Raw genomic sequence first — 26,077 nt, forward strand, 5'->3', positions numbered from 1 at the left:
GCGCGCCGCGCCATGCCGGCAGATGCGCGCCGCGGCGTGCCGGCCCACGCGCGCCGCGCCGTGACGGCCCATGCGCGTCCCGCCGTAAACGCTCGCGCCGGACCGCCGGATTGCCCCTTGCGGCATCATCTGAGAGCGACGGCTCGCTCGCGCTGCGCGGCCGGGAAGTGTCGGTGGGTCGTGCGAACGTGAACTCGTGCTCGACGAGTTGGCGCGGATCGACGACGCGGTGGCGGCCTGCCTGGCCGCTCCGGTGTGGGCGCTGCCCGAGGGCCGGCTCGGCGAGTGTCTGGGCGAGGTCCACCGGCTGCGCCAGCGGCTGGACGTGCTCGAGCTGAGCCTGGTCCGCGAGGCCGACGGCCGGGACATCGGCCGGGCTCAGGGTGCCACCTCCACGGCGGTCTGGCTGCGCGACCGGCTGCGGGTGACCAGCGCCGCAGCCCGCCGGATGGTGGCCGACGCGGCGTGGATGGACGCCGACAGCCCGGCCGCGGCCGCGGCGGGCCCCGGCGATGACCGATGCTCCCCCACCATGGGCGGCGTCGATGATCGCTCGGCTGGTCCGGTGCTGAACGCGGCGGCCGGTTGCGCCGCGGATGCCGCGGGTCCGGCCCTGCGCGAGCGGCTGGCCGCCGGGGAGCTGAGCCTGGATCAGGCCCGGGTCATCGCGTCCGCCGTCGACCACGTTCGCCGTGAGGCCGACGCCGAGGTCGCGGACAAGGCCCTGCACACCCTGCTCGCGGACGCCCGGGAATGGGGCCCGCGAGCCCTTCGCGCGCTGGCCGACCGCATCCTCTGGCACGTCGCCCCGGACGCGGCCGAGGCGGCGGACCTCCGGGCGTTGCGTCGGGCCGAGGACGACACCGGCCGGCGGCGCCACCTCACGCTTTCGAACGGTGGCGACGGCTGGATGCGGCTGCGCGCCGTGCTCGATGCCGAGACCAGCGCCACGCTGCTCGCCGCTCTGGACCCGCTGACCAGACCGAACGGCCCGGGCGACGACCGCACGCCCGGACAGCGCCGACACGACGCACTCGCCGAGCTGACCCGGCTCGCGCTCCGCACCGGTGAACTGCCAGACAACGGTGGCGAACCGGCCCAGATCGTGGTCACCACCAACTACCGCGAGCTGGCCGCCGGTCTTCGCCCGATGCCCCATCCTGACGCCGGTCTCCCGCCCGGCGCCGATGTCGGTCTCCCGGCCCGGAAACGCCGGATCGACCCCACGGCCCGCGGCCGCCGCAGACCGCGCTCCAGCCTGCCGGTACGGAACGCCCGGAACCAGCGCGGCCACCAGCCGGTGGATCGCGGAGTCAACCGTCCTTCGGCCGCGGGCACCGTCGGACGGGCACCTTCGCCACGGCCGGACGGCAGCGGCTCTCGCTGTCCGACGGGCGCGCCGCGCCCAGCCAACGCCGCACCGCGCCCAGCCAACGCCGCACCGCCCCCAACCAACGCCGCACCCCGCTCGACCAACGCCGCACCGCGCTCCGCCACCGCGACGTCACCACCGCCTGCGGCGACCCCGGGACCGCGTTCCGCCGACGCGTCCCGTCAACACAGCACCGCCACCGCCGCGGCCTCACCACGGCGCGCTGCCGCCAGCACCAACCAACGCCGCACCGCCACCGCCACCGCCACACCACGGCGCGCTGCCGCCAGCACCAACCAACGCCGCACCGCCGCAGCCTTACCACGGCGCGCTGCCGCCAGCGCCAACCAACGCCGCACCGCCACCGCTGCGGCACCCCGCTCAACCGACGCGCTGCCCGCAACGGCGCTCGCCCTCGACGGGGATCGCCTCGCCGTGTCCCGTCCCGTCGGACTCGGGCCCGGCGCCCTCGACACGGGCCACCGGCTCACCCCCGAAGCCGTCCGGCGACTGGCCTGTGACGCCGCCATCCTGCCCGCCGTACTCGGCAGCCCGAGCCAAGTCCTCGACCTCGGCCGCAAACGCCGCCTCATCACCGCACCCCTGCGCCGCGCCCTCATCCTCCGCGACCGCGGCTGCGCCTTCCCCGGCTGCGACCGACCACCCCGCTGGACCGACGCCCACCACATCCACCACTGGGCGGACGGCGGCCCCACCGCCCTCCACAACGCGGTACTTCTCTGCCGACACCACCACACCCTCATCCACCACCACGAATGGCAGGTCCGCCTCGCTCCCGACGGGCACCCCGAATTCCTTCCACCCGCCTGGCTCGATCCCGACCGCCGACCTCGCCGCAACCGCCAACCCCACCACCGCTGCTGACCGCCCCCCGAGCACGAACGCACGCACGGCACGCGGGCACGCACGGCACGCGGCACGCACGGCACGCGGCACGCACGGCACGCGGCACGCACGGCACGCGGCACGCACGGGCACGCATGGCGCGGCTCGGCTGCGGTACGGACAAGCTCGGCGCTGGAAGCGGCCGATCTCACCACCGAGCGGCTGGTGGAGGCCGAGCGACGGCAGACCCTGCTCCGGCCCAGGCAATCAATGGCGGGGTCGGCAGCGCACGGCAGCGTCCTTGCCGTGACCGCGGTACGGCCCGGCACGGCAGGGGCGGGGCCGGCCCGACCCGCCCGCGACCCGGAACCCGTCGGCCCGGCGGACGATCGGCGGCGGGCACGCCGAGCATCGCTCGTACGTTGGATCCGCCACCCCGCTGCGGCGGCCGCCGCGTTCCGCGGGCTCGGCGGACCCCCACCCGCGCCCCCCACCGCATACTCTGCGGATCCGGCCCGGTGGCCCCTGGGGACCTCACCGGCCCCCGACCTGTGGGCTCGACCAGACCCGTCGCGGACTCGCCGGCCCCTGCCCGACAGGACCACTGACTCGCCGGACGCTCGCCCGATGGCGCCGGCGGACTACACGGATCCCCGACCGGCGGGCTCGACGGAACCCGGCCCGGTCGGCTCGGCGGGCCCGGGCCGGGTCGGCCCGGCGGGCTCGCGCATCGCGGCGGGCTCGCACACGGTCCCGGCCGCGGGCTCGCGCATGGCCGCGGGCTCGCGCATGGCCGCGGGCTCGCGCATGGCGGCGGGCTCGCGCATGGCCGCGGGCTCGCGCACGGTCCCGGCGGCGGGCTCGCGCATGGCGGCGGGCTCGCGCATGGCGGCAGGCTCGCGCACGGCCGCGGGCTCGCACACGGTCCCGGCGGCAGGCTCGCGCATGACCGCGGGCTCGCGCACGGTCCCGGCGGCAGGCTCGCGACGGGACACGAGGAGCGCGACCCCGACGACGATGACGGCCGCCGCCAGCGCGGTCCGGCCGTCGACCGGCTCGGCGAGCAGCAGCGCGCCCAGGACGACCGCGACGAGCGGGTTGACGAAGGCGTACGTGCCGGCCAGTCGCCCCGAGACGTGGTGCAGCAGCCACTCGTACGAGGTGTAGGCCAGCAGGCTGCCGAACACGATCAGGTAGCCGAGCGCCAGCAGCGAGTCCGGCGCCAGCGTGGCCCGGTCGATCCGGCCGAATTCGCCGCCGAGGCCGCCGAGCAGCAGCAACGCGACGCCGGCGCAGATCATCTCGACGCCGCTGGACAGCAGCGGCTGCTTCGGGGTGGCCGCGCGTCGGGCGTACACCGAGCCGCAGCCCCAGCAGATCGCCCCGGCCACCGCCACGGCCGCGGCGGGCAGGTCCAGCCCGCCTCCGCCGAAGGGGTCGACAAGCACGGCCACCCCGCCCAGGCCGAGGGCGAGCCCGGCCGCGCCGGCCACGCCCACGCGTTCCCGGTCCACCACCCGGGCAGCCAGGGTGAGCCACAGCGGAATGGTCGCCAGGAGCAGGGCCGTGACCCCGGCCGGCAACTTCTGCTCCGCCCAGGTGGCTCCGCCGGTGCCGGCGGCCGGCAGCGCGAGGCCCAGGATCCCGCAGATCACCCATTGCCGCCGGGTGGGCGCGGACCACCGGCCCGGCTCACGACGCCGCCGCCAGGCCGTCCAGGCGTACAGGAGCAGGCCCGCGACCAGGAACCGCACGCCGCTGAGCGTCAGCGGTGGCAGCGTCCGTACGGCGACCCGGAGCGCCACGTACGTCGAGCCCCAGACCACGTAGACCACGAGCAGGGCCATCGCGATCCGTACCCAGTGCCCGGTCCTCATCACTCAACCTCCCGTACGACGTTGCGGCTGGCGATAGTGACGTTCCCCGCCGAGTGCCATGGATGACTGGCGGAACTGCCATGGTGGCCGCATCCTCTGCCACACTCGCTGGATGCTCGGAAACGTCGCCGTGCCCGTGTTCGCCCCGGTGCCCACGTTCGAGTTGGGGGTGGCGTGCGAGGTGTTCGGCCTGGACCGGTCGGCGGCCGGGCTGCCCGCGCACGAGTTCGCGGTCTGCGCCGAACGCGCCGCGCCGGTGCCCACCACCTCGGGCTTCACGGTGCTGCCCAGCCACGACCTGAGCCGGCTGGCCGCCGCGGACCTCATCCTGGTGATCGGCGCCCCACCGCCGGACGTCGCTCCCCCGCCCGCGCTGCTGGCGGAGCTGCGCGCGGCGGTGGGCCGCGGCGTCACGGTGGCCAGCCTCTGCACCGGCGCGTTCGTGCTGGCCGCCGCCGGCCTGCTGGACGGCCGGCGGGCCACCACGCACTGGTCGCACGCGCCCCGGCTCGCGGAGCGCCATCCGGCCGTCCGGGTCGAGGTCGATCGGCTGTACGTCGAGGACGGGCCGATCCTCACCGGCGCCGGCTCGGCGGGCGCCATCGACCTGTGCCTGCACCTGGTGCGCCGCGCCTACGGCGCCGAGGTGGCGAACGCGCTGGCCCGGCAGATGGTGGTGCCGCCGCACCGGGAGGGCGGGCAGGCACAGTTCGTCGAGGCGCCCGTGCCGGACGTACCGGACGGGGGTGAGCTGGCCGACCTGCTGGCCTGGCTGGTGGGCCACCTGAACGAGCCGGTGACCGTGCCCGACCTCGCGGCGCGGGCCCTGATGTCCCCGCGGACGTTCGCCCGGCGGTTCCGGCAGGTCACCGGGACCACCCCGCGGGCGTGGCTGGACGACCAGCGGGTGTGGCTGGCCGGCCGGCTGCTGGAGCGCGGCGACGACACGGTCGACGGGGTGGCCGTGCGGTGCGGCTTCGGCAGCCCGGACACGCTGCGCCGGCACTTCACCCGGGTGATGGGGGTGACCCCGGACTCCTACCGGCGGTCGTTCCGGTCGCCCCCGCGGCCGCGGTCAGCCGCGGCGGCCGGTGGACCGGCGGTTGGCGCCGGGCGCCGGGGCGGCGGGCCCGGCGGGGTTCGCGGCGCCCGGTAGCGACGCGGCGTCCGGTCCGCCGGGGCCGAAGGCCAGGTCCTGGCTTGGTGCGGTGAAGCTCTGGGCCGGTTGGCCGGTCAGCGCCGTGCGCATGGTGCGGGCCACCGCGTCGATCACCCGCTGCTGCACCGCCGAGCCCACGTGGTCGTTGGGGTCGTCCGGATTGGCCGCGATGGCCGCGGCGGCGAGTTGCGGGGTGAAGCCCACGAAGGTCTCCGTGGCGTTCTCCTCGGAGCTGCCGGTCTTGCCGGCCACCGGCCGACCGTTCATGATCCCGTTGACCTGCGCGGCCGTGCCGCCGTCGCAGCGGCCGTACGCCGACTGCTGGCCGACCGGGCAGCGCGCCGCGTCGGCGGCGGCCCGGGCAACGTCCTGATCGAGGACCCGCTTGCAGTCGGGCTGCCCGACGTCGACCTGCCGGCCGTCCGGTCCGGTCACCGCGGCGACGGGCAGCGGCTTGCAGTACGTCCCCTCGGCGGCCACCGTGGCATAGGCGTTCGCCACGTCCAGCGGGGTGGTGGCGGCCACGCCCAGGGTGAAGGAGCCCCAGCCGGCGGCGCCGTTGCGGGCCAGTTCGGCGTCGGAGCCCGCCCGGAACGTGATGCCGAGCCGCTGAGCCACCTCGACCGCCTTCTCGGCCCCCACCCGCTGCTCCAGCCAGACGAAGTACGTGTTCACCGAGCGGCCGAAGCCGGTCCACATGGTGCGGTATCCGTCCATCCAGGACGGATTGGCGTTGCCCGGGCACCAGGCGCCGCCGCAGCTGTCCGGACCGCTGCCGGGGTAGTTGGTGGGCAGCTTGGCGGGCGAGTCGAAGCCGGTGTTCAGCGGCAGCCCGGACTCCAGCGCAGCGAGCATGGTGAACAGCTTGAACGTCGAGCCGGCCTGGTAGCCGTCGATGGCGCCGCCGCCGGCCACCAGCTGGTTCACCGTGTTCGGGTAGTTCGGCTGACCGGCGGGGTTCTTCGCCAGGCTGTAGTGCCGGTTCACCGCCATCGCCAGGATCCGCCCGGCGCCCGGTTGGACGACGGCCATCGGCATGGCCCGCGCGCTGTCATAGCCGTACACGGAAAGGGTCTGCTGCTGCGCGGCGGCCTGGATCTTCGGGTCCAGCGAGGTGACCACGGTGTAGCCGCCGCGCTTGAGCGCGGCGTCCCGCTCGGCGGTGTTGGCCCCGAAGGCCGGCTGGCTGAGCCACCAGCTGCGCAGGTAGTCGCAGAAGAAGCCCCAGTCGTCGTGCCCGCCGGCGGTGGCGGTGCACCCGTTGGGCTGCTCGGTCGGGTGCAGGGTGAGCGGCGCGGCCTTGGCCCGGCCCGCCTGGTCGGCGGAGATGTCGCCCATCCTCGTCATCGAGTCCAGCACGTACGACCGGCGGCCCAGCGCCGCGTCCCGGTCGCCGCCGATCGGGCTGTACTCGTCCGGCGACTGCACCAGCCCGGCCAGCAGCGCGGCCTCGTCCAGGGTGAGGTCGGCCGGCGACTTGTCGAAGTACCGCTCGCTGGCGGCGTCGATGCCGTATGCCCCGGAGCCGAAGTAGGCGATGTTGAGGTAGCGGTCCAGGATCTCGTCCTTGGACAGCTTCTTCTCCAGCGCCACCGCGTACCGGATCTCCTGGAGCTTGCGCCCGACGGTGTCCTCGGTGGCCTGGGCCCGCTGCTCGGCGGTGAGCGAGGGGTCGGTCTTCAGGACGTTCCGGACGTACTGCATGGTCAGCGTGGAGCCGCCCTGGCGCACCCCGCCGCCGCTGCCGTTGGCCACGAACGCCCGGGCCAGCCCTCGCGGGTCGACGCCGTTGTGGTCGTAGAACCGGGTGTCCTCGGCCGCCACGATCGCCTGCCGCATCACCGGGGCGATCTCGTCGAGCGAGACGTCGTGCCGGTTCACGTCGTAGAAGGTGGTGATCAGCGTCTTGCCGTCGTTCGCGTAGATGTAGCTGCGCTGGGCGGTCGGCGGCGTCTGCAGGTTGGCCGGGAGGCTGGCGAAGCTGTCGCCGGCGGCCTTGATGGCCACGCCGAGCAGCGCGTTCGCCGGCAGCGCCGCGGCGGCCACCGCGGCGCCGGCGAGCAGGCCGGTCAGCAGCACGGTGGCGGCACGGGACAGCTTGGATCCAGGGGGCATCAACCCAGGTTTGCCCGGATCCGGCCGAATGCCGAGGGCCGGGTGCCGATTGTCAGCAACCTCACGGTCCGCGTACAGCCCCAACTCAGCGAGTCACCGCGGCCCCCGGCCCGCGGCCGTGGGGAGCGAAGGGGACGGAGACGGTCATGGCGGACACCGCGGCCGTACGCGGGCACAGGCCTGCGCGCCGGTGCTGGACCGGCTGGTCGACGAGGCCGCGGCCGGGTTGGGCGCCGCGCCCGACCTGCCCACCGGGCTGGACTGGGCCGCCGGCTTCGGCGCCCGGTCCGACTGGTACCGCAACCTCCGGGCGCATCCCCGGGCGGCCATCCAGGTCGGCGGGCGGCGCCGGGCCGTCACCGCCGTGCCGCTGCCGGCCGCGCGGGGGCCGAGCTGATGGTCCGGTACGCCCCCCGGCACCCGTTCGCGGCCCGCCGGTTGTGCCGGCTCATGGGGTACGAGGTGGACGGATCCACGGCCGACTACCGAGCCGTCGGCGCGCGGATCCCGTTCCTGCGCCTCGACCCGACCTGACCCGGGCCGGCGCACCCCGACCCGGCGCGGGCCGGCTCACCCCGGCGCGCCGCCGCCGGGGTTCAATCGCGCAGCCGGGCCGCCAACCGGTCGGTCAGGGCGGCCAGCACGGCGGCCCGGGCGGCGCCGATGTCGTCCGCGGTGAGCGTGCTGCCGGCCGCCCGCAGGCCGACCCGCAGGCTCACCGAGCGGTGGCCCGGCGGCACCCACGAGCCGCGGAACTCGTCCAGATAGCGGACCGCCTCGACCAGCGGGTGGGCCCCGGCCGCCACGTCCGCGACCCGGGCCCACCCGACCGCGTCGGCCAGCACGACCGACAGGTCGAACTCCGCCCCGGGCAGCTCCGGCAACGGCCGGTACCGGTTCTCCCGCGACGGATGCGCGGACAGCCCGCCGAGGTCCAGCTCCAGCAGCGCGACCTGGGTGTCCTCGATCCCGGCCAGCCGCCGCGCGCGCGGGGTGACCAGGCCGAGCGTGCCGACCCGGCGGCCACCCGCGCGGATCGCCAGCCGGGCCGCCCGGTCCGCCCAAGCCGGTCCGCCCGGGCCGGCGTCGCAGGCGTCGTCCGGGTCCGCGTCCCGGGCGCCGTCCGGGTCCGCGTCCCGGGCGCCGTCCAGAGCCCCGTCCCGGGCGCCGTCCAGAGCCGCGTCCCGGGCCGCCGGGGCGGGCCCGGTCGCGTCCAACTCGCGCAGGTGGCACCGCCGGCGCAGCAGCTCCAGCAGGCCGGTCGCGGTCCGGAACAGGGCGACCCCGTCGGGGCCGGCCAGCGCCACCCCCAGCCGGGTCGACTCGACCGGCGCCGCGTCCGGACCGCCGGGCGAGAACACCACGCCGACCTCGAACAGGCCGAACACCGGGCGGTGCCGCAGGTTGTCGGCCACCGCGGCCAGCAAATTCGGCGCCAGCGCGGGGCGCAGCGAGTCGCGGTCGGGCGCGGGCGCGGCGTCGGTGCGTACCGTCCGGTCCTTGTCCCGACCCACGGCCCGGAGCAGGCGGTCGGCCGTCCACGGGTAGGTGATGACCTCGCGCAGGCCGGCGGGGCCGGCGAGTTCCTCCCGGACCCGGCGCTCCAGCGGGCGCGGGCGCAGGCTCCGCGCCGGACGCAGCGTCACGGTCGGTGGCGCGGACACGAGCCGGTCGTACCCGTGCAGCCGGGCCACCTCCTCGACGATGTCCTCCGGCCCGGCGATATCGCCGGTGGATCGCCACGGCGGCGGGGTGACCCGGAGCGTCCGGCCGGCGATCCCGGCGGTGCAGCCGAGGGCACGCAGGTGCGCGAGGATCTCCGCGGCGCCGAGCCGCGCACCGATCCGCCGGTCGAGCCAGTCCAGGTCGATCCGCAGCTCGGCGCCGGCGGTGGCGGCATGGGCGCGGTCCGCCATCCCGGTCGCGGTCGCACCCGGCAGCACCTCGGGGAGCAGCCGCAGGAACAGGTCGAGCGCCGCGTCCACCCGGGCCGTGTCCAGGCCCTTCTCGTACCGGATCGAGGCCTCCGTGCGCAGGCCGAGCCGCCCGGCGGACCGGCGTACCGGCCCGGGCCGGAAGTTGGCCACCTCGACCACGGCCCGCCGGGTGCCGGGCGTGACCGCGGTACGGGCCGCGCCGAGCACCCCGGCCAGGCCGGCCACGCCACGCCCGTCCCGGACCAGCGGCACCGGCTCGGCCGGGGTCACCCGGACCCCGCCGATCAGCGTCAGCGGCTCGCCGGACCCGCCGGCGCCGACCGACAGCGGCGGGCCGAGGGCGTCGGCATCGTACGGGCGCACCGGCTGGCCGGTCGCATACATGACGTAGTCGGCGAGGTCCACCAGCGGGTGCCCGCCGGCCGGCGCGCCGACCCGGGCCAGCCGCTCCCGCAGCCAGTCCGGCGCGGCGGGCGCGGTGGCGCGACCCGGTGCGGCGCCGTCGGGCGGCGCGGCGGCGGGACCCGGTGCGGCGCCGTGGGGCGGCGCGGATGCCGGACCCGGTGCGGCGCCGGGATGTGGCACGACAGCCGGCGGCGGCGCGATCGACAGTGCCACGGCCGCGTACCGGAGGCAGACCGCCGGGTCGACCGCCCCCGCCAAGCCGTCGACCGGCGGCGGCCGGTCCGCGGCCGGCGCCGGCCGCAGCGGTACGCCGTACACGGCCGCGAGCTCGCGGGCGATCCCGGCGTGGCCCCACAGGTCGGGCCGGTTGGTGAGCGACTTGTTGTCGATGTCCAGCAGCACGTCGCCGTCGATCCGCAGCACGTCCTCCACCTCGACGGTGGCCAGCGTCAGCCGGTGCGCCAGCTCCGCCGGGTCGATCCCGGCCGGCAGCTCGACGTGGTCGCGGATCCAGTCCAGGGAGATCAGCATGTCCGCCTCCTCAGCAGAACTGGTCGAGGAACCGCAGGTCGGCTCCGTGCATCAGGCGTACGTCGTCGATGCCGTACCGCATCATCACCAGCCGGTCCAGGCCGACGTTGAGATAGCAGCCGGTCCACCGGTCGGGGTCGAGGCCGGCCGCGCGCAGCACGTTCGGGTGCGGGCTGCCCCCCGGCATCACCTCCAGCCAGCCGACCTGGCGGCAGGTGCGGCAGCCCCGACCGGCGCAGACCTGGCACTCCATGTCGATCTCGAAGCCGGGCTCGACGAACGGGAAGAAGCCGGCCCGCATGCGGGTCCGCACCGGAGCACCGAATGTCGTCTCCAGGATGGTGTCGACCAGGAACCGCGCGGTGCTCAGCGGCACGTCGGTGTCCACCAGCAGCACCTCGTACTGGAAGAAGGCACGCTCGTGCCGCGCGTCGGTGCTCTCGTTCCGGTAGACCCGGCCGGGGTAGACGATCCGGACCGGCGGCGGATGCTCGCGCAGGTACCGCACGCTGGCGCCGGTGAGGTGGGGGCGCAGGCAGCGCCGGTCGGTGCCCGGCCCGTCCCCGTCGCCGGCCCGGCCCGCGTCGCCGGCCAGCCAGTACGTGTCCATGGTCTCCCGGGCCGGGTGTTCGGGCGGGAAGTTGAGCGCGTCGAACTCGTACCGCTCCGAGCTGATCTCCGGGCCGGCGTACACCTCGAAGTTGAGCGCGGCGAAGGCGTCGTCGAGGTCGTACCGGAGCTGGGTGGTGGGGTGCAGGCCGCCGCCGCCCACCGGCCGGCCGGGCACGGTGACGTCCAGCGGTACGGCGACCGCCGGCTCGGCGTCCAGCAGGTCCCGCTCGCGGGTCTCGATCTCGGCGGTGAGCTGCTGCTGGACGGCGTGCAGCGCGGCGCCGGCGGTCCGCCGGTCCGCGGCGGGCAGCGGGCCGATCCGCCGACGCAGCGCGGGCAGCGTTCCGGACCGGCCCAGCAGCTCCCGGCGTACCGCGGCCAGCTCGGCCGGGGTGGCCGCGGCCCGGACGGCCGCCCGGGCGTCCGCGGTCAGCGCGGTCAGGTCGCGGAGCAGGTCCGGGGCGGTGGGTTGGGGGCGCGGGGTCTCGATGTCGTTGTGCTCGCTGTCAGGCATGGCGCGATCGCATTCCCGAGCGGGCGGCCACGCGTGGCGGTCCCGTTCGTCGGCCGGCGGAGGGCATCGGGGATGCCCGGGACGGGGCGGTCCCCCGGGCCGGCCGGAGCGCCGAACCCGCGCCGGCGAGAGGCGGCGCGGAATCCGGGCCGTCGGGAAGCTGCGTCAGTCGCGCGCGGGCTGCCCACCGGTGACCCGGGGGCGGCTAAATCGCGGCGCGCGCTGCATGGTCGCCACCATAGCCCAACGGCGTCGCGGCGGCCGACCGCGTTTCGGGGCGACCCCGTCGGGTAGCGGCTGAAACCGAGGCACGGCTCGACAATCGTCGGGGCGCACCGACGCTGGCATGGAGGATCGGTGAAGAACAAGAGCACAGTGCGGGCGGCCGGGACCGGCACGGCGGTCGCGGTGGGTGCGGGCGCCGCGGTCGCGGTGGGTGCGGGCGCCGCGATCGGGGTGGGCACCAGCATCGCCCGGCGGCGCCGACGGCGCCAGCCGGAGCTGGTGGACGGGTGGTACGTCGTGCGCCGCGGGGTGACGGTGGACCGGTCCCGGCAGAAGGTGCTCGGGTTCCTGGCCGATCAGGAGCGGCTGGCCCAGTCTCTCGGGGACTGGGTGACGCTGGAGCAGCTCGACGACAACCGCTGGTCCTGTGTGGCCCGCGACCCGGTCGGTACCGGCGGGGAGCGGCGGGCCGAGCTGACCGTCGAGGACGGGACGCTGCGCTGGCGCGTCGAGGACGGCTCGGTGCCGCAGGAGGGCCGGGTGGAGCTGACCCCCGCCCCGGGCGGCCGGGGCACCGAGATCCGCGCCGAGCTGCGATACCGGGCGACCGGCCCGCTGCGCCGCACGCTCGGCCTGATCCGGGGCGACGAGCCGGACCTGCGGCTGCGCGACACCCTGCGCCGGGTCAAGTCGCTGATCGAGTGCGGCCAGCTGATCGACACCCACCGCGATCCGTCCGGCCGGGGGCCGGCGCAGGAACGGGTCACCGACACGGTGCGGGACAAGCTCACGACGGGAGGACGCGCGTGAAGGCGCTGTGCTGGGAGGGCGTCGGGGACCTGGCCGTGCGCGACGTGCCGGAGCCACGGATCAGGTCAGCGGGCGACATCATCGTCAAGGTGGGGGCCAGCAGTGTGTGCGGCTCCGACCTGCACCTGATCAACGGCTACCTGCCGGCCATGCGCGAGGGCGACATCCTCGGCCACGAGTTCATGGGCGAGGTGGTCGAGACCGGGCCGGCCGTCCGGAAGCTCGCGGTGGGCGACCGGGTGGTGGTCGGCTCGGTGGTGGCCTGCGGCGGTTGCTGGTACTGCCGCACCGAGCAGTACTCGCTCTGCGACAACTCCAACCCCCAGCCGGTGTTCACCGAGAAGCTGTGGGGGCACTCCCCCGCCGGCATTCTCGGCTACTCGCACGCGGTGGGCGGCTACGCGGGCAGCCACGCCGAATACATCCGGGTGCCGTTCGGGGACATCGGGGCGTTCAAGGTGCCCGAGGGGATCGCCGACGACGCGGTGGTGTTCGCCTCCGACGCGATGCCGACCGGCTGGATGGCCGCGGACTTCTGCGGCCTGCAAGGCGGGGAGGTGGTCGCGGTCTGGGGCGCCGGCGGGGTCGGCCAGATGGCGGCCAGGGCGGCGCAGCTGCTCGGCGCCGAGCGCGTCATCATGATCGACCGGCTGCCGGAGCGGCTGGCCACCGCGGCCGACCGGCTGGGCGTGGAGACCGTCAACTACGCCGAGACCGACGTGCTGGAGACGCTGCGGGAGCTGACCGCCGGCCGCGGCCCGGACGCGTGCATCGAGGCGGTCGGCATGGAGGCCCACGACGTCGGCCCGATCTACGCGTACGACCGGTTCAAGCAGGCCGGCCGCGCGCAGACCGACCGGCCCACGTCGGTCCGGCAGGCCATCATGGCCTGCCGCAAGGGCGGCACGGTCAGCATCGTCGGCGTGTACGGCGGCCTGGTGGACAAGTTCCCGCTGGGCGCGGCCATGAACAAGGCGCTGGTGCTGCGGATGGGCCAGATGCACGCCCAGCGGTACATCCCGATGCTGCTGGACCGGATCTCGGCCGGCGAGATCGACCCCGGCTACCTGGCCACCCACCCGATGCCGCTGGCGGACGGTGCGCGCGGGTACGAGATGTTTGAGAAGAAGGAGGACGCCTGCCTCCGCAGCGTCTTCCACCCCGCCGGCTGAGTCCGCCTGAGTGAAAGGAAGGGCCCCTTCTTATCGCTTTTTGTATAGGAAGGGGCCCTTCCTAACGGTCAGGGCGCGGGGCGGGCGTCGTACGCGGCGCGCGCCCCGTGCACCTGCTCGATGTGGGTCTCGGCCCAGGTCTTGATGGCCCGCTGCACCGGCAGCAGGCTCTCGCCCAGGCCGGTCAGCGCGTAGTCCACCCGCACTGGGACCGCCGGCGTGACCGTCCGGGTCAGCAGCCCGTCCCGCTCCAGCTTGCGCAGCGTCTGGGTGAGCATCTTCTGGCTGGCGCCGGCGACGATCCGGGACAGGTCGCCGTACCGCAGCGGGCCGTCGGCCAGCGCGCTGAGCACCAGCGTCACCCACTTGTCGCTGAGCGCCGCGAGCAGCTCGTGGCCGGGGCAGCCGGCCAGATTCGCGTTGTACCGCTCGCGGTCCCGTTCGCGCCGTTCGCCGGCCGACATGGTGGTCATCGCTCTCCCGGTTCGCTACGCACTCGCAGGTACCTACTTACCGTTGGAAACCAGCGTACCTAGCGTCGGTGGCATGAGAGCTGTGGTCGTACGCCGCTTCGGCGGCCCCGAGGTGCTGGAAATCGTCGACGTCCCCGTGCCGGAGCCGGGCCCCGGTGAGGTGCGGGTGCGGGTCGCCGCGGCCGCGGTGAACCGGATCGACCTGTCCACCCGCTCCGGCGCGCTGACCGCCGCCGGGCTGCTCCCGCCGGCGCCGGAGGTGTGGCTGGGCTGGGACGTCGCGGGCGTGGTCGAGGCGGTCGGGCCGGGCGTCTCGCGGTTCCGCGCCGGCGACGCGGTCATCGGGCTGCGCGACGTGCTGCCGGCCGCCGGCGCCCAGGCCGAGCGGGTGGTGCTGGAACAGGCCGCGCTCGCGCCGGCGCCGCGCACGGTCTCCCCGGTCGAGGCCGCCACGCTACCGCTGATCGGCCTCACCGCCGACCGGTCGCTCGCGCTGACCGGGCTCGCGGCCGGGCAGACCCTGCTGGTGACCGGGGCCGCCGGCGGGGTGGGCGGGCTGGTCTGCGAACTCGCGGCCGCCCGTGGCATCCGTACCGTCGCGGTGGCCGGCGCCGCCGACGAGCCGGAGGTACGGGGGCGCGGCGCGGCCGAGTTCGTGGCCCGGACCGACCGGCTCGGCGCGGCGGTCCGGCGCCTCGTGCCCGGCGGCGTGGACGCGGTGATCGACGCGGCCTGCGCGGGGGTCGCCGCGCACGCGGCGCTGCGCGGTGGGGGGACCTTCGTGGCGCTCGTGGCCCCGTACGCTCCGCCGCCGCTGCGGGCCACCCGGGTCGTCGTCCAGGAGGTGTACGCCGACGGCGCCCGGCTCGCGGAGCTGGCGGCGCTGGTCGATGCCGGGCGGCTCACCCTGCGGGTGGCCCGGGAGCTGCCGCTCGCCGAGGTGGCCACCGCGCACGAACTGCTGGCCGCGGGCGGGGTCCGGGGGCGCCTCGTGCTGGTGCCCTGAGGGGCCGACCGGCGAATGGGCCCGCCGCGCCTCGTGCCGGCGCCTCAGGGGCCGACCGGCGAGTGGTCCGGGCCGACCGGGCGGGCGCCCATCCGTCAGGGCGCCAGCTCGCCGGTCACCGGCACGGGCCGCTCGAAGAAGGTCTCCAGCGCCACGATGGTCTCGGTGCCGGTCACCCCGTCGATGTCGAAGAGCCGCCGCAGCACGCCCTGGAGCGCCTCGGTGGTGCCGGTGCGGATCTTGACCAGCACCGAGGCCGACCCGGCGACCACGTGCGCCTCCTGGATCTCGGGAAGGGCCGCGAGCGCCTCCCGGGCGTCGCCCATCCAGGTGTCCGCGGACAGCAGCACGAAGGCGAGCACCCCGCGCCCCACCCGGGCCGGGTCCACGTCCACCGTGCTGGCCCGGATCACTCCGCGGTCCCGCAGCTTGCGTACCCGCTCGTGCGCCGACCCGGCCGACAGCCCGACGGCGCGGCCGAGCCCGGCGTACGACTGCGTCGCGTCCCGTTGCAACTCGGCCAGGAGTGCCCGATCGATCTCGTCCATGTGGTCGCCTCTCAGATGTGGTTCTGAGCATATCGCTATTGACCGAACGAAGTTCGGTGTAGTTGGCTGTTGGCCATAGCTGGTTCAACCCAGGAGCGTGCGATGCCGCATACGATCCCCGCCGACCTGCAGATTCTGGACGACCGGCTGCGGTACGCCGACGGCGACTACGTGGTGACCCGGCTGCACACCGGCGACCGCAAGACCGAGGGCCCGGCATACTTTCCGGCCGGCCGCTACCTGGTGTGGAGCGACATCCCGAACGATCGGCTCATGCGCTGGGACGAGGCCACCGGCGCGGTCGGGGTGTTCCGGTCGCCGTCCGGCTACGCGAACGGCAACACCGTCGATCGGCAGGGCCGGCTGATCAGCTGCGAGCAGGGCAACCGCCGGATCACTCGTACGGAGCACGACGGCGCCGTCACGGTGCTGGCGGACCGATACGAGGGCAGGCGGCTGAACAGCCCGAACGACGTGGTGGTCCGGGCCGACGATTCGGTGTGGTTCACCGATCCCAGCTACGGGATCGACAGTGACTACGAGGGCGTGGCGGGTGACAGCGAGATCGGGGGCTGCCACGTCTACCGGATCGACCCGGCCAGCGGCGAGGTCCGGATCGTGGCCGACGACTTCAGCCGGCCGAACGGCCTGGCCTTCTCGCTGGACGAGCGCCGGCTGTACATCGTGGACACCCGGCAGGAGCCCAGCCACATCCGGCTCTTCGACGTGGCCGACGACGGCACACTGAGCGGCGGGAAGATCTTCGCCGAGTGCGACTTCGGCCGCTTCGACGGGCTGCGGTTGGACAGCGCCGGACGGGTCTGGGCCGCCGCCTGGGATGGGGTGCACTGCTTCGCTCCCGACGGGACCCTGATCGGCAAGCTGATGCTGCCCGAGCCGGTGTCGAACCTGACCTTCGGCGGCCCCCGGGGCACCGATCTGTTCATCTGCGCCGGGGTGTCGATCTGGACGCTCCGGCTGGCCGTCACGGGCGGGCGATACCCGGCGGCGGCCGACTGAGCCGGCGGCCGGCTGAGCAGGCTGAGCCGGCGGCCGGCTGAACCGGCGGCCGGACACCGACCGCGGGGAGCCGGGCACCCGGGCCGGGGCTGAACGGGGGGCCCGGGCGCGCGGCAGAATGGTCGGATGCTTATCCGGAACGCGCGGGACGACGAGCTGGCGCTCCTGCTGGACCTCGAGCGGGCCGCCGGCGCGTCGTTCCGGGAGATCGGCATGGCGGAGATCGCCGACGACGATCCCGGGTCACCGGCGGAGCTGGCCGGATACCAGCGGGCCGGCCGGGCCTGGGTGGCGACCGACGACACCGACCGGCCGATCGCCTACCTGATCGCCGAGCCCGTCGACGGCAACCTGCACATCGAGCAGGTCTCCGTGCATCCGGACTGGGCCCACCGGGGCATCGGCCGGGCCCTGCTGGAGCACGCGGCCGCCGTCGCCGCCGAGACGGGCGCGGCCGCGCTGACCCTCACCACCTTCCGCGACGTCCCCTGGAACGGGCCGTACTACCGGCGACTCGGATTCCGGTATCTGACCGAAGCCGAGGAATCGCCCGGGCTGCGCCGGATCCGCCGGCACGAGGCCGAACACGGGCTCGACCGCTGGCCGCGGGCCTGCATGCGCCGCGAAATCTGACCGGACCCGGCTCGGATTTCTTTTCCGATGACGGTCGGGCGACCAATTCCGACGTACGTGTCGTCCGGCGCCGATAAATAGTTCCCCCGGTGCCGCAAATTGTGTGATGGTGCACAGCCTCCCGACTCATCACCGCAGGTCAACTGGCCTGCTGGTGGAAGGTGTGCGTAACGTGGCCGACCGAGAAATACGACCTGAAACGGGTTAGGCAATCGTGGATATCGACCACAGAGACGCCATGCCGTGACTCGGTGGCACAAACGGATCGCCGAGCAAGAATGCCGGAAGGGAGACCGTGGCTGCCCTCGCAGTGAAATCGCTCTACAAGATATTCGGTAATCGCGGTGACGAGGCCGTCCGACGGCTTGCCGACGGGACCGACCGGGACGAGGCCATGACCGGCCTGCCCGGGACCGCCGCCGTGATCGACGCGAACTTCGAGGTCAGGCCCGGCGAGATCTTCGTCGTCATGGGGCTTTCCGGCTCGGGGAAGTCCACCCTGCTGCGGATGCTCAACGGCCTCATCCCGCCCACCCACGGCAGCGTGGAGGTCGGCGGGGTCGACATCACCGCGCTCAAGCCCGCGGCGCTGCGCCGGCTCCGGCGCGAGAAGCTCAGCATGGTCTTCCAGCACTTCGCGCTGATGCCGCACCGGACAGTGGCGGAGAACGCCGGCTACGCGCTCGAGGTGGCCGGGTTGCCCCGAGCGGAGCGCCGGGAGAAGGCCATGAACGCGCTCCGGCTGGTGGGCCTGGAGAAGTGGGCCGACAGCCTGCCCCGGGAACTGTCCGGCGGGATGAAGCAGCGGGTGGGCCTGGCCCGCGCGCTGGCCGCCGAGACCGACGTGCTGCTGATGGACGAGGCGTTCTCGGCGCTGGACCCGCTGATCCGGCGCGAGGTGCAGGATCAGCTGCTGGAGCTGCAGTCCGAGCTTGGCAAGACGATCGTGTTCATCACGCACGACCTCAACGAGGCCATGCGGCTGGGTGACCGGATCGCCGTGATGCGGGACGGCCGGATCGTCCAGATCGGCACCGCCGAGGAGATCCTCACCGATCCGGCCAACGACTACGTGGCCCAGTTCGTCGCGGACGTCGACCGGACCCGCGTCCTCACCGCCTCGTCGGTGATGGAACGCCCGCAGAGCGTCCTGGACGTCGGCGCGGGCCCGCGGCTCGCCGCCCGGGCGCTGCGCGAGACGCAGACCTCGGTGGTCTACGTGACCGGTGCGCAGAAGCGCCTGCTCGGCACGGTGACCGAGGACGAGGTGTCCCGGGCGCTCCGGGCCGGAAGCCGGACCCTGGACGGGTACGTCACGACGGGGCAGGTCCGCACGGTCGCCACCGACACCGCCGTGGCCGACCTGTTCACGCACTCGGCCGAGAGCACCCACCCGGTGGCCGTGCTGGACGACCGGGACCGGCTGGCCGGCGTGATCCCCCGGATCACCCTGCTGGCCGCGCTGGGCAACACCGGTTCCGAAGAGGGCAATCTGGCGGGAGAGCCGGTATGAGTGTGGCCGCATCGCCGCTCGACGGCATCCTGCCCCGGGTGCCGCTCGGCAGCTGGATCTCCGCGGCCGTCGACTGGGCCACGAACAGCCTCGGCTCGCTCTTTGACGGGATCGTGTCCCTGGTGGACGCGCTGGTCGAGCCGCTGACCGGCCTGCTCACAAGCGTCCCGGCCGTGGTGATGGTGGTGCTGCTGGCCGCCCTCGGCACCTGGCTGCGGAGCTGGAAGTTCGGGCTCGGCGTGCTCGTCGGGCTCGGCGTGATCGGCGGCATGCCCTACTGGGACGAGACCATGAGCACCCTCGCGCAGGTCCTGGTGGCCAGCGCGCTGTCGCTGGTGCTGGCCGTGCCGCTGGGCATCCTCATCGCGGAGAACCGGCGGGCGAACGCGGTGGCCCGGCCGTTGCTGGACCTGATGCAGACGCTCCCGGCGTTCGTCTACCTGATCCCGGCCATCTTCTTCTTCGGCATCGGCACCGTGCCCGGCGTGCTCGCCACGCTGGTGTTCAGCATGCCGCCGGGGGTCCGGCTGACCGCGCTGGGACTGCGCCAGGTCGACCCGGAGATCGTCGAGGCGAGCGAGGCGTTCGGCGCCTCGCCCGCGAAGGTCCTGCTGCGCACCAAGCTGCCGCTGGCGCTGCCGACGATCATGACGGGCGTCAACCAGGTGATCATGCTGGCGCTGTCCATGGTGGTCATCTCCGGCATGGTGGGCGCCGAGGGACTCGGCAAGGTGATCAACTCGGCGCTGTCCCAGGTCGACGTGGGCAGCGGCTTCGAGGGCGGCATCGCCGTGGTGGTGCTGGCCATCGTGCTCGACCGGCTCACCGACTCCATCGGCGCCCGGTTCCCGGCCGCCCGGGCGCAACGCGCCTAGCCGGACCGCACCCGCGCCCGGCTGCACCCCTGACTCCGCTCCACGCGGGAGACCGCACCGGCACCCTGCCTCGGCGCGCCCGTCGCGCCGGGTTCCGCCGGCTGCGCAACGATAGGAAGGAACACATGATGTTGAGGTCCCTGACCCGCGGCGTCGCGCTGGCGTTGACCGCCGCGCTGGCGCTGGGCGCCGCCGCCTGCGGCGGGAGTTCCGGCGCCGGCTCCGGCGGCGACAAGAAGAAGATCACCATCGGCTACATGGCCTGGGACGAGGCCGTGGCCGCCTCCAACCTGTGGAAGAAGGTCCTGGAGGACAAGGGCTACCAGGTCGAGTTGAAGAACCTGGAGGCCGGGCTGGTCTTCGGCGGGCTCGCGAGCAAGGACATCGACCTGTTCCTCGACGGCTGGCTGCCGCAGACCCACGCGTCCTACCTGGACAAGTACGGCAAGCGGCTGGACGACGTCGGCACCTGGTACGACAACGCGAGCCTCAGCATCGCGGTGCCGAAGTACGTCCAGGACGTCAACTCGATCGAGGACCTGTCCGGCAAGGCCGGCGAGTTCAACGGCGAGCTGATCGGCATCGAGCCGGGCGCCGGGCTCACCAAGGCCACCCAGGAGAAGACGCTGCCGCAGTACGGCCTGGACGGGTCGATGAAGCTCAAGACCTCGTCCACCCCGGCCATGCTGGCCGCGCTGGACAGCGCGATCAAGAACAAGAAGCCGGTCGCGGTCACCCTGTGGCACCCGCACTGGGCGTACGCGAAGTACGACCTCAAGGACCTCAAGGACCCGAAGGGCACGCTGGGCAAGGCGGAGCAGGTGCACACGCTCACCCGCAAGGGGTTCGACAAGGACTTCCCGGAGGTCACCGACATGCTGAAGAAGTTCAAGATGGACAACGAGCAGCTGGCCACGCTGGAGGACCAGATGTTCAACCAGCACAAGGGCGACGAGGCCGCCGCGGTGGACGCGTGGCTGAAGGCCAACCCGGACTACCTGAAGTCGCTGGGCGCCGCGGCCTGACGGCGTACCCGCATCGGCCGTCTCGACGGCGTACCACCTGAGCCGTCTCGACGGCGTTGCACCGAGGCACCGGGCGGTGCCGGCCCGTGGGCCGGCGCCGCCCGTTCGTCGTCCCGGCGGCGGCGCTTGTCCACGCATCGATGGGGATGTACATTGTCGCCCTAACAGTTAACAAAGTTAACTGTGGCGTCCGGAGGTCCCCATGAAGCCACCCCACCGCGTACCACTCGCGCTCACCGCCACCCTCGGCCTCGGCGCGGCCGCCGCGGGCGTCCTGCTCACCGCGCCGGCCGCCGGCGCCGCCCTCGGCAGCAACTGGTACGCCTCCGCGCCGTACCTGATGCCGTTCGACAACAGCCCGCCGGACCCGGTCGCCGTCATGAACGCCACCGGCCAGAAGGCGTTCCAGCTGGCCTTCATCCTGGCCCCGAACGCGGGCGGCTGCTCCCCCACCTGGGACGGCACCCGACCGGTCGGCTCGGACACCGAGGCGGCCGCGCTGATCGGCCGGATCCGCGCCGCGGGCGGGGACGTGAGCGTCTCGGTCGGCGGCTACGGCGGCACCAAGCTGGGCCAGACCTGCGGCACGCCGGCCGCCACGGCCGCCGCGTACCAGCAGGTCGTCACGAAGTACGGGCTGAGGGCCATCGACTTCGACCTGGAGGAACCCGAGTACGAGAACGCCGCGGCCGTGCACAACGAGCTGGGCGCGGCGCAGATCCTGCAACGGGACAACCCGGGCCTGTACGTCTCGGTCACCACGGCCGGCACCTCGGCCGGGACCGGCTGGTTCGGGCAGCAGATGCTGAACGACGCCAAGAGCCTCGGCTTCACGCCCAACAACTACTCGATCATGCCGTTCGACGGGGGCTTCAACGGCGGCGGCAGCCAGGTGTCCGCGCTGGAGGCGTTCCACGGCCTGCTGATGAGCACGTTCGGCTGGGACAGCGGCACCGCGTACGCCCACGAGGGCGTGTCGATGATGAACGGGCGCAGCGACGCCGGCGAGTACTTCCGGCAGGCCGACTTCGGCACGGTGCTCGACTACGCCACGAGCCACCACCTGGCCCGGTACACGTACTGGTCGGTCAACCGGGACCGGCAGTGCCCGGACCCGAACCAGAGCACCACGTCGGGGACGTGCAGCAGCGTGCCGCAGGCGCCGTGGGAGTTCACCACGTACACGGCCCGGTTCGCCGGGGCGACCCCGCCCACCACGCCACCGACGAGCACGCCACCGACGAGCACGCCGACGACGACCCCGCCGACGGGCGCCTGCGCCGCGCCGGCCTGGTCGGCGTCCGCCGTCTACACCGGCGGCCAGCTCGCCTCGTACGCCGGACACACCTGGAAGGCGCAGTGGTGGACCCAGGGCGAGACCCCGGGCTCGGCGCAGGTGTGGCAGGACCAGGGCGCCTGCTCGGGCTCGACCGGCACGCCGCCGCCCGGCACGTGCACCGCGCCGGCGTGGTCGGCCGGCACCGCGTACACCGGTGGCACCGTGGTGTCGTACCAGGGTCATCGCTGGACGGCCCGTTGGTGGACTCAGGGCGACGTGCCCGGCAACAACGCCCAGGACGTGTGGGTGGACAACGGCCCCTGCTGAGCCCGCGCCCGCACCGACGCCGCGCCGGCGCGCGCCGGGGCGTTAAGAAGGGCCCCTTGCTATACAGAAAGCGATAACAAGGGGCCCTTCCTTGCAGCTCAGTCGCCGCGGACGGCGGACTCCGGCGAGCCGGCCGGGTTGTCGTCGGTGAGCAGGTCGCCCTCGTCCACGGCGCGCGGGTCGGGCAGGCCGTGGTCGCGCAGCCGGCGGTTGCGCCGGGGCTCCTGCCGGGTCTTGTGGTCGTTGAGCTTGCGGCGCAGGTCGTCCCGGCAGTCGTTGAGCGCGGCCCGCAGGTCCTCCTCGGTGGAGGTGGTGACGATCTTCGGCTGGCCGGCGATCCAGCACTCCAGGGTCACCTTCTGGCCCTTGGCCTCGCGGTCCTTGACCGTCACCTCCAGCTCGGTGCCGTCCACCGGGAAGGAGGCGAGCCGGGCGTCCAGGGTGCCGAACTGCTCGACGATCCAGTTCCGGTCCCCCTGCGAGAAGCCGGTACCGACCCGCAGGCAGTCCGCCACCGTCGCGCGGTCGCCGACCGGGGCGCTCATCGCCGTACCTCGCCCTCGGGACGGACGGTTCGGGCGACTCGGGTACTGACCATGGTCGATGACCCCCTAGATTGTGGTGGCATGTGCCGTTGATCCGCCGTTACCCACCGTCCGGGGCCTCGGAAACGCGCCGGACGCCGGCGGGTGTCCCGCCGGCGTCCGGACCGGTGTTGCGGATCGATGTTTCAGATGGTCAGCAGGCCGCCGTTCCGCACGTCGTCCTTGACCGCGATCAGGTTCGCGACCACGTACGGGATGTTGTTGGCCTGGTGGAACTCGGTCGGGAAGTACGTGGCCAGGCGGGACGCCTGGAACCTGCACTTGATCTCCGGCACCATGGTGGCGAACTTCGTGGTGGTGAAGTACCAGAACGAGTTCTCGTTGTAGAACGCCACATGGGTCGGATCCTGGAACGCTCCCCGCCCGTCCGTGCTGGGCGTCAGCGACAGCAGCAGCCCGTTCGGGGCGAGGATCCGGTACAGCTCGTTGAAGAGCGCGACCTTGTCCGGGACGTGTTCCAGGAAGTCCCAGGCCCGGATCACGCCGACGCTGTTGTCCGGCAGATCGATGCCCTTGGTGACATCACAGACGATGTCCACGCCGGGCGCCTCGTGCTGGTCCAGCCCGAGAAAGCCCTCCGGCTTGTTGTGCGCGGCGCCGAGGTCGAGGGCAAGCAGTCCCTGCCGCCCGGCCCAGGCCAGCGCGTTGTCCTTGATGTTCCGGTCGTAGATCTCGACCGACCTGCGCTGGATGCGCGCGTTGAACTCCGGATCGCGCTGGGTATTTTTGGCGTGCATCCGTTGCAGGTAGAGACACTTCGGGATGTGGTGGAACTCGGCCGCCTGGTACAGCCGGCACATCAGGTCGAGGTCGTCGGCCACGTCGAGTTCCTCGTTGTAGCCACCCACCTTCTCGTACACGTCCCGACGGAAGGCCCGGACGTGGTTCGGCGCGTACCAGATGTAGCTGACGTTGTGCGGGGTCGGCGCCAGCGCGTGGCACGCCAGCACCTCGCGTCCGTCGACCTTCTCGTCGCGGTACCGCCACCCGTGGGAGGCGGCGAACCGGGACTCGTCCCGGCCGCCGTCCTCCCCGATCTGGGCCGTGTCGCTGTAGACAAAGCCCACACCCGGGTTGGCCTCGAAGGCCGCCACGATCTCCGCCAGGCAGTCGCTGCTGAGCAGGTCGTCGTCGTCGAGCTCGACGAGGATGTCCCCGTACGCCTCGGCGCAGGCCTGCCGTTTCACCGCACCGACACCGTTCAGGCCGTCCCGCACCACGAGGCGGATCCGGGGATCCTTGGCCTCGGGGCGCCAGCGGGTGCCCTGGTTGAGAATGACCACCCATTCCCAGTCCGAGTACGTCTGCGCCAGCAACGACTGCAGGCACTCGTCCAGGAAGCGGGTCCGGTTGCTACCCGTGAAAACCGTGACGTGTGGCGCCTTCACCGAACGGTCACCCCTTCGCCTTGGCCGGCTGGTACTCCGCCGGAACCGCCGAGGCAAGCTTCGGATCGAGCTTGACCGCGGCCTTGAAGGCATCCCGCGCGCCGTCCGCGTCGTCCTGCTTGACCAGCATCAGGCCCAGTCGCAGGTACGCCGTGGACGCGTGGCTGTCCGCGTCGATGATCTTGCGGTACAGCGCGACCGCATCGTCGGGCTTCTGCCCCTCCAGGAGCATGGCCTTGTTGTACATGGCCGGCCGGTAGGCGCCGTCGATGGCCAGCGCCTTGTCGTAGTCGGCGATCGCCTCGTCCGTCGCGTTCCGCGACTGGGCCAGGTAGCCCAGGTTGAACCAGGCGAACTTGTTGTCGCCCTGGAGCGAGACGACCTTCTCGAAGGTGGCCTTGGCCTGGTCGGCCTGGCCCGCCTGACCCTGCTCGATACCCTGCTTGAGCAGGGCCGTCGGGTCCTTCTGCTCCGGCGCCGCGGCGGCCGCGTCGCTGGACTGGTTGGCCGCCGGCGTCTTCGGGTCGTCGCTGCACGCGGCCACTCCGGCCAGCAGGACGGCGCCGCAGGCGAGCGAGCCGAACACCTGTCGCATCTTCACTGTCTTCCTCTTCCTGTCGAATCGTTCTGCGGGATCACGGGGTGACGTTGGCGCAGACGACGTAGATGTCGTTGCCGGCCGCCGGGAACGTCCACTGCCAACCGGTGGGCGTGGCCGTGTCGGTCGGCGGGAACGGAACACTCGACGAGATCGCGCCGCCGGCGCTGGTGTATCCGCCGCTCAGCGCCACGTCACCGGTGTCACAGGTGAGGACCTGGACGCCGGCGTCGGCCGTGGTGGCCCGGATGTACGCGTCGCTCACCCCGGCACCTTGCGGACCGGTCGCGCCCTGCGCCCCAGCGGCGCCCTGCGGACCCTGCGCACCGGCCGCGCCCTGCGGACCCTGCGGGCCGTCCTCGCCCTCTTCGCCCTGAGCACCCTGAGCGCCCTGAGCGCCCGTGGCACCCTGTGGCCCGGTGGCACCCGTGGCACCGTCGCCACCCTGCGGACCCTGCGGACCCTGAGCGCCGGTCGCGCCCTGCGGACCCTGCGCGCCGGTGTCTCCCTGCGGCCCGACCGCACCCTGGGCGCCCTGCGCCCCTTGCGCGCCCTGGGCGCCTTGCGCGCCCTGGGCACCGGGGTCGCCCTGCGGGCCCTGCGGACCGACAGCGCCCTGGGCACCTTGTGCGCCCTGTGCGCCCTGAGCGCCCTGAGCGCCCTGAGCGCCCTGAGCGCCCTGAGCACCCTGAGCACCCTGAGCACCCTGAGCACCCTGAGCACCCTGAGCACCCTGGGCACCCTGGGCGCCGACATCACCCTGCGGACCCTGCGGGCCGACCGCGCCCTGAGCGCCCTGGGCCCCCTGCGCGCCCTGGGCACCCTGAGCGCCCTGAGCACCCTGAGCACCCTGAGCACCCTGGGCACCCTGGGCACCCTGGGCACCGACATCACCCTGCGGACCCTGCGGGCCGACCGCGCCCTGAGCGCCCTGGGCCCCCTGAGCCCCCTGAGCCCCCTGAGCGCCCTGAGCACCCTGAGCACCCTGAGCACCCTGAGCGCCCTGAGCACCCTGGGCGCCCTGAGCACCCTGCGCACCCTGGGCGCCGACATCACCCTGCGGACCCTGCGGGCCAACCGCGCCCTGAGCGCCCTGGGCCCCCTGCGCACCCTGGGCACCCTGAGCACCCTGAGCACCCTGAGCACCCTGCGCACCCTGGGCGCCGACATCACCCTGCGGACCCTGCGGGCCAACCGCGCCCTGAGCGCCCT

23 protein-coding genes and 2 pseudogenes are annotated in these 26,077 nt (G+C 73.8%); 15 read left to right on the forward strand and 10 right to left on the reverse strand.

Translation table 11 applies throughout. From position 1 onward, the window contains the following. Positions 1–253: 253 nt before the first annotated feature. Both ACFFHU_RS31715 and ACFFHU_RS31720 read left to right on the forward strand, forming a co-directional pair. Positions 254–1,201: pseudogene (locus tag ACFFHU_RS31715) on the forward strand (DUF222 domain-containing protein); the annotation flags it as partial. Between the two features lie 624 nt (positions 1,202–1,825). Continuing rightward, positions 1,826–2,257: pseudogene (locus ACFFHU_RS31720) on the forward strand (HNH endonuclease signature motif containing protein); the annotation flags it as partial. 602 nt (positions 2,258–2,859) lie between these two features. On the opposite strand, the gene ACFFHU_RS20375 reads toward ACFFHU_RS31720, so the two are convergent. Beyond that, positions 2,860–4,095, reverse strand: a complete 1,236-nt coding sequence (locus ACFFHU_RS20375) for an EamA family transporter (protein ID WP_377341140.1) — start codon at positions 4,093–4,095, stop codon at positions 2,860–2,862. A gap of 112 nt (positions 4,096–4,207) precedes the next feature. On the opposite strand from ACFFHU_RS20375, the gene ACFFHU_RS20380 reads away from it, so the two are divergent. Beyond that, the gene (locus ACFFHU_RS20380; RefSeq protein WP_377341142.1) at positions 4,208–5,251 is read left to right on the forward strand and encodes a GlxA family transcriptional regulator; all 1,044 of its coding nucleotides are present in this window, start codon (positions 4,208–4,210) and stop codon (positions 5,249–5,251) included. Here the strand turns inward: ACFFHU_RS20380 and ACFFHU_RS20385 are convergent. Further along, positions 5,171–7,369 carry a transglycosylase domain-containing protein gene (locus tag ACFFHU_RS20385; RefSeq protein ID WP_377341144.1) on the reverse strand — a complete coding sequence of 733 codons (2,199 nt, stop codon included), beginning with the start codon at positions 7,367–7,369 and terminating at the stop codon, positions 5,171–5,173. The two genes, ACFFHU_RS20380 and ACFFHU_RS20385, sit on opposite strands and share 81 nt — an antisense overlap. A 190-nt stretch (positions 7,370–7,559) precedes the next feature. Between ACFFHU_RS20385 and ACFFHU_RS20390 the strand changes: the two genes are divergently transcribed. Beyond that, positions 7,560–7,766, forward strand: a complete 207-nt coding sequence (locus ACFFHU_RS20390; RefSeq protein ID WP_377341146.1) for a nitroreductase/quinone reductase family protein — start codon at positions 7,560–7,562, stop codon at positions 7,764–7,766. Further along, positions 7,766–7,903, forward strand: a complete 138-nt coding sequence (locus tag ACFFHU_RS20395; protein ID WP_377341148.1) for a hypothetical protein — start codon at positions 7,766–7,768, stop codon at positions 7,901–7,903. Before ACFFHU_RS20390 ends, ACFFHU_RS20395 begins: the two co-directional genes overlap by 1 nt. A 62-nt stretch (positions 7,904–7,965) precedes the next feature. Here the strand turns inward: ACFFHU_RS20395 and ACFFHU_RS20400 are convergent, their stop codons facing one another. Next, positions 7,966–10,242: a phenylalanine--tRNA ligase beta subunit-related protein gene (locus tag ACFFHU_RS20400; RefSeq protein WP_377341150.1), complete on the reverse strand. Its 2,277-nt coding sequence runs from the start codon at positions 10,240–10,242 to the stop codon at positions 7,966–7,968. 10 nt (positions 10,243–10,252) lie between these two features. Further along, positions 10,253–11,368: a phenylalanine--tRNA ligase subunit alpha gene (locus ACFFHU_RS20405; protein ID WP_377341152.1), complete on the reverse strand. Its 1,116-nt coding sequence runs from the start codon at positions 11,366–11,368 to the stop codon at positions 10,253–10,255. A gap of 357 nt (positions 11,369–11,725) precedes the next feature. On the opposite strand from ACFFHU_RS20405, the gene ACFFHU_RS20410 reads away from it, so the two are divergent. Together ACFFHU_RS20410 and ACFFHU_RS20415 are read left to right on the forward strand one after the other, a co-directional pair. Then, positions 11,726–12,403 carry an SRPBCC family protein gene (locus tag ACFFHU_RS20410; protein WP_377341154.1) on the forward strand — a complete coding sequence of 226 codons (678 nt, stop codon included), beginning with the start codon at positions 11,726–11,728 and terminating at the stop codon, positions 12,401–12,403. After that, a complete protein-coding gene (locus ACFFHU_RS20415) occupies positions 12,400–13,575 on the forward strand; it encodes a zinc-dependent alcohol dehydrogenase (protein WP_377341156.1) in 1,176 nt (391 codons plus the stop codon). The genes ACFFHU_RS20410 and ACFFHU_RS20415 overlap by 4 nt, the downstream gene beginning before the upstream one ends. A gap of 68 nt (positions 13,576–13,643) precedes the next feature. On the opposite strand, the gene ACFFHU_RS20420 is transcribed toward ACFFHU_RS20415, so the two are convergent. After that, complete coding sequence (locus ACFFHU_RS20420) at positions 13,644–14,048, reverse strand: winged helix-turn-helix transcriptional regulator (RefSeq protein WP_377341158.1); 405 nt, start codon at positions 14,046–14,048, stop codon at positions 13,644–13,646. 73 nt (positions 14,049–14,121) lie between these two features. Here ACFFHU_RS20420 and ACFFHU_RS20425 point away from each other — a divergent pair, with 73 nt between their 5' ends. Beyond that, positions 14,122–15,054, forward strand: a complete 933-nt coding sequence (locus tag ACFFHU_RS20425) for an NADP-dependent oxidoreductase (protein ID WP_377341160.1) — start codon at positions 14,122–14,124, stop codon at positions 15,052–15,054. Between the two features lie 95 nt (positions 15,055–15,149). Here ACFFHU_RS20425 and ACFFHU_RS20430 read toward each other — a convergent pair whose 3' ends face one another. Further along, complete coding sequence (locus ACFFHU_RS20430; protein WP_377341162.1) at positions 15,150–15,602, reverse strand: Lrp/AsnC family transcriptional regulator; 453 nt, start codon at positions 15,600–15,602, stop codon at positions 15,150–15,152. Positions 15,603–15,704: 102 nt separating this feature from the next. Between ACFFHU_RS20430 and ACFFHU_RS20435 the strand changes: the two genes are divergently transcribed. The 6 genes from ACFFHU_RS20435 (at position 15,705) to ACFFHU_RS20460 (ending at position 22,274) form a co-directional block, all read left to right on the forward strand. Further along, complete coding sequence (locus ACFFHU_RS20435) at positions 15,705–16,622, forward strand: SMP-30/gluconolactonase/LRE family protein (RefSeq protein WP_377341163.1); 918 nt, start codon at positions 15,705–15,707, stop codon at positions 16,620–16,622. Positions 16,623–16,748: 126 nt separating this feature from the next. Next, positions 16,749–17,255 carry a GNAT family N-acetyltransferase gene (locus ACFFHU_RS20440; protein ID WP_377341165.1) on the forward strand — a complete coding sequence of 169 codons (507 nt, stop codon included), beginning with the start codon at positions 16,749–16,751 and terminating at the stop codon, positions 17,253–17,255. Positions 17,256–17,550: 295 nt separating this feature from the next. Further along, positions 17,551–18,768 (forward strand): quaternary amine ABC transporter ATP-binding protein, encoded by a 1,218-nt coding sequence (locus tag ACFFHU_RS20445; RefSeq protein WP_377341167.1) that lies wholly within the window; start codon positions 17,551–17,553, stop codon positions 18,766–18,768. Continuing rightward, positions 18,765–19,643, forward strand: coding sequence for an ABC transporter permease (locus tag ACFFHU_RS20450; RefSeq protein ID WP_377341169.1), 879 nt, complete (start codon positions 18,765–18,767; stop codon positions 19,641–19,643). Before ACFFHU_RS20445 ends, ACFFHU_RS20450 begins: the two co-directional genes overlap by 4 nt. A 125-nt stretch (positions 19,644–19,768) precedes the next feature. Continuing rightward, positions 19,769–20,668 carry a glycine betaine ABC transporter substrate-binding protein gene (locus tag ACFFHU_RS20455; RefSeq protein WP_377341171.1) on the forward strand — a complete coding sequence of 300 codons (900 nt, stop codon included), beginning with the start codon at positions 19,769–19,771 and terminating at the stop codon, positions 20,666–20,668. A gap of 202 nt (positions 20,669–20,870) precedes the next feature. Then, positions 20,871–22,274 carry a chitinase gene (locus ACFFHU_RS20460; protein WP_377341173.1) on the forward strand — a complete coding sequence of 468 codons (1,404 nt, stop codon included), beginning with the start codon at positions 20,871–20,873 and terminating at the stop codon, positions 22,272–22,274. Positions 22,275–22,372: 98 nt separating this feature from the next. Here ACFFHU_RS20460 and ACFFHU_RS20465 read toward each other — a convergent pair whose 3' ends face one another. From ACFFHU_RS20465 to ACFFHU_RS20480, 4 genes are all read right to left on the reverse strand, one after another. After that, a complete protein-coding gene (locus tag ACFFHU_RS20465; RefSeq protein ID WP_377341175.1) occupies positions 22,373–22,819 on the reverse strand; it encodes an HPF/RaiA family ribosome-associated protein in 447 nt (148 codons plus the stop codon). Between the two features lie 185 nt (positions 22,820–23,004). Continuing rightward, positions 23,005–24,267, reverse strand: a complete 1,263-nt coding sequence (locus ACFFHU_RS20470; RefSeq protein ID WP_377341177.1) for a glycosyltransferase — start codon at positions 24,265–24,267, stop codon at positions 23,005–23,007. Positions 24,268–24,274: 7 nt separating this feature from the next. Next, positions 24,275–24,862 carry a tetratricopeptide repeat protein gene (locus ACFFHU_RS20475; protein WP_377341250.1) on the reverse strand — a complete coding sequence of 196 codons (588 nt, stop codon included), beginning with the start codon at positions 24,860–24,862 and terminating at the stop codon, positions 24,275–24,277. Positions 24,863–24,902: 40 nt separating this feature from the next. Next, entirely contained in the window at positions 24,903–25,130 is a 228-nt protein-coding gene (locus ACFFHU_RS20480; RefSeq protein ID WP_377341179.1) for a hypothetical protein, read from the reverse strand. A gap of 9 nt (positions 25,131–25,139) precedes the next feature. On the opposite strand from ACFFHU_RS20480, the gene ACFFHU_RS20485 reads away from it, so the two are divergent. After that, a partial coding sequence (locus ACFFHU_RS20485; RefSeq protein ID WP_377341181.1) for a hypothetical protein occupies positions 25,140–26,077 on the forward strand: 938 nt, incomplete at its 3' end.

Origin of the sequence: Plantactinospora siamensis (assembly GCF_042434095.1) — a bacterium.
Taxonomy (GTDB): Bacteria; Actinomycetota; Actinomycetes; order Mycobacteriales; family Micromonosporaceae; genus KBS50.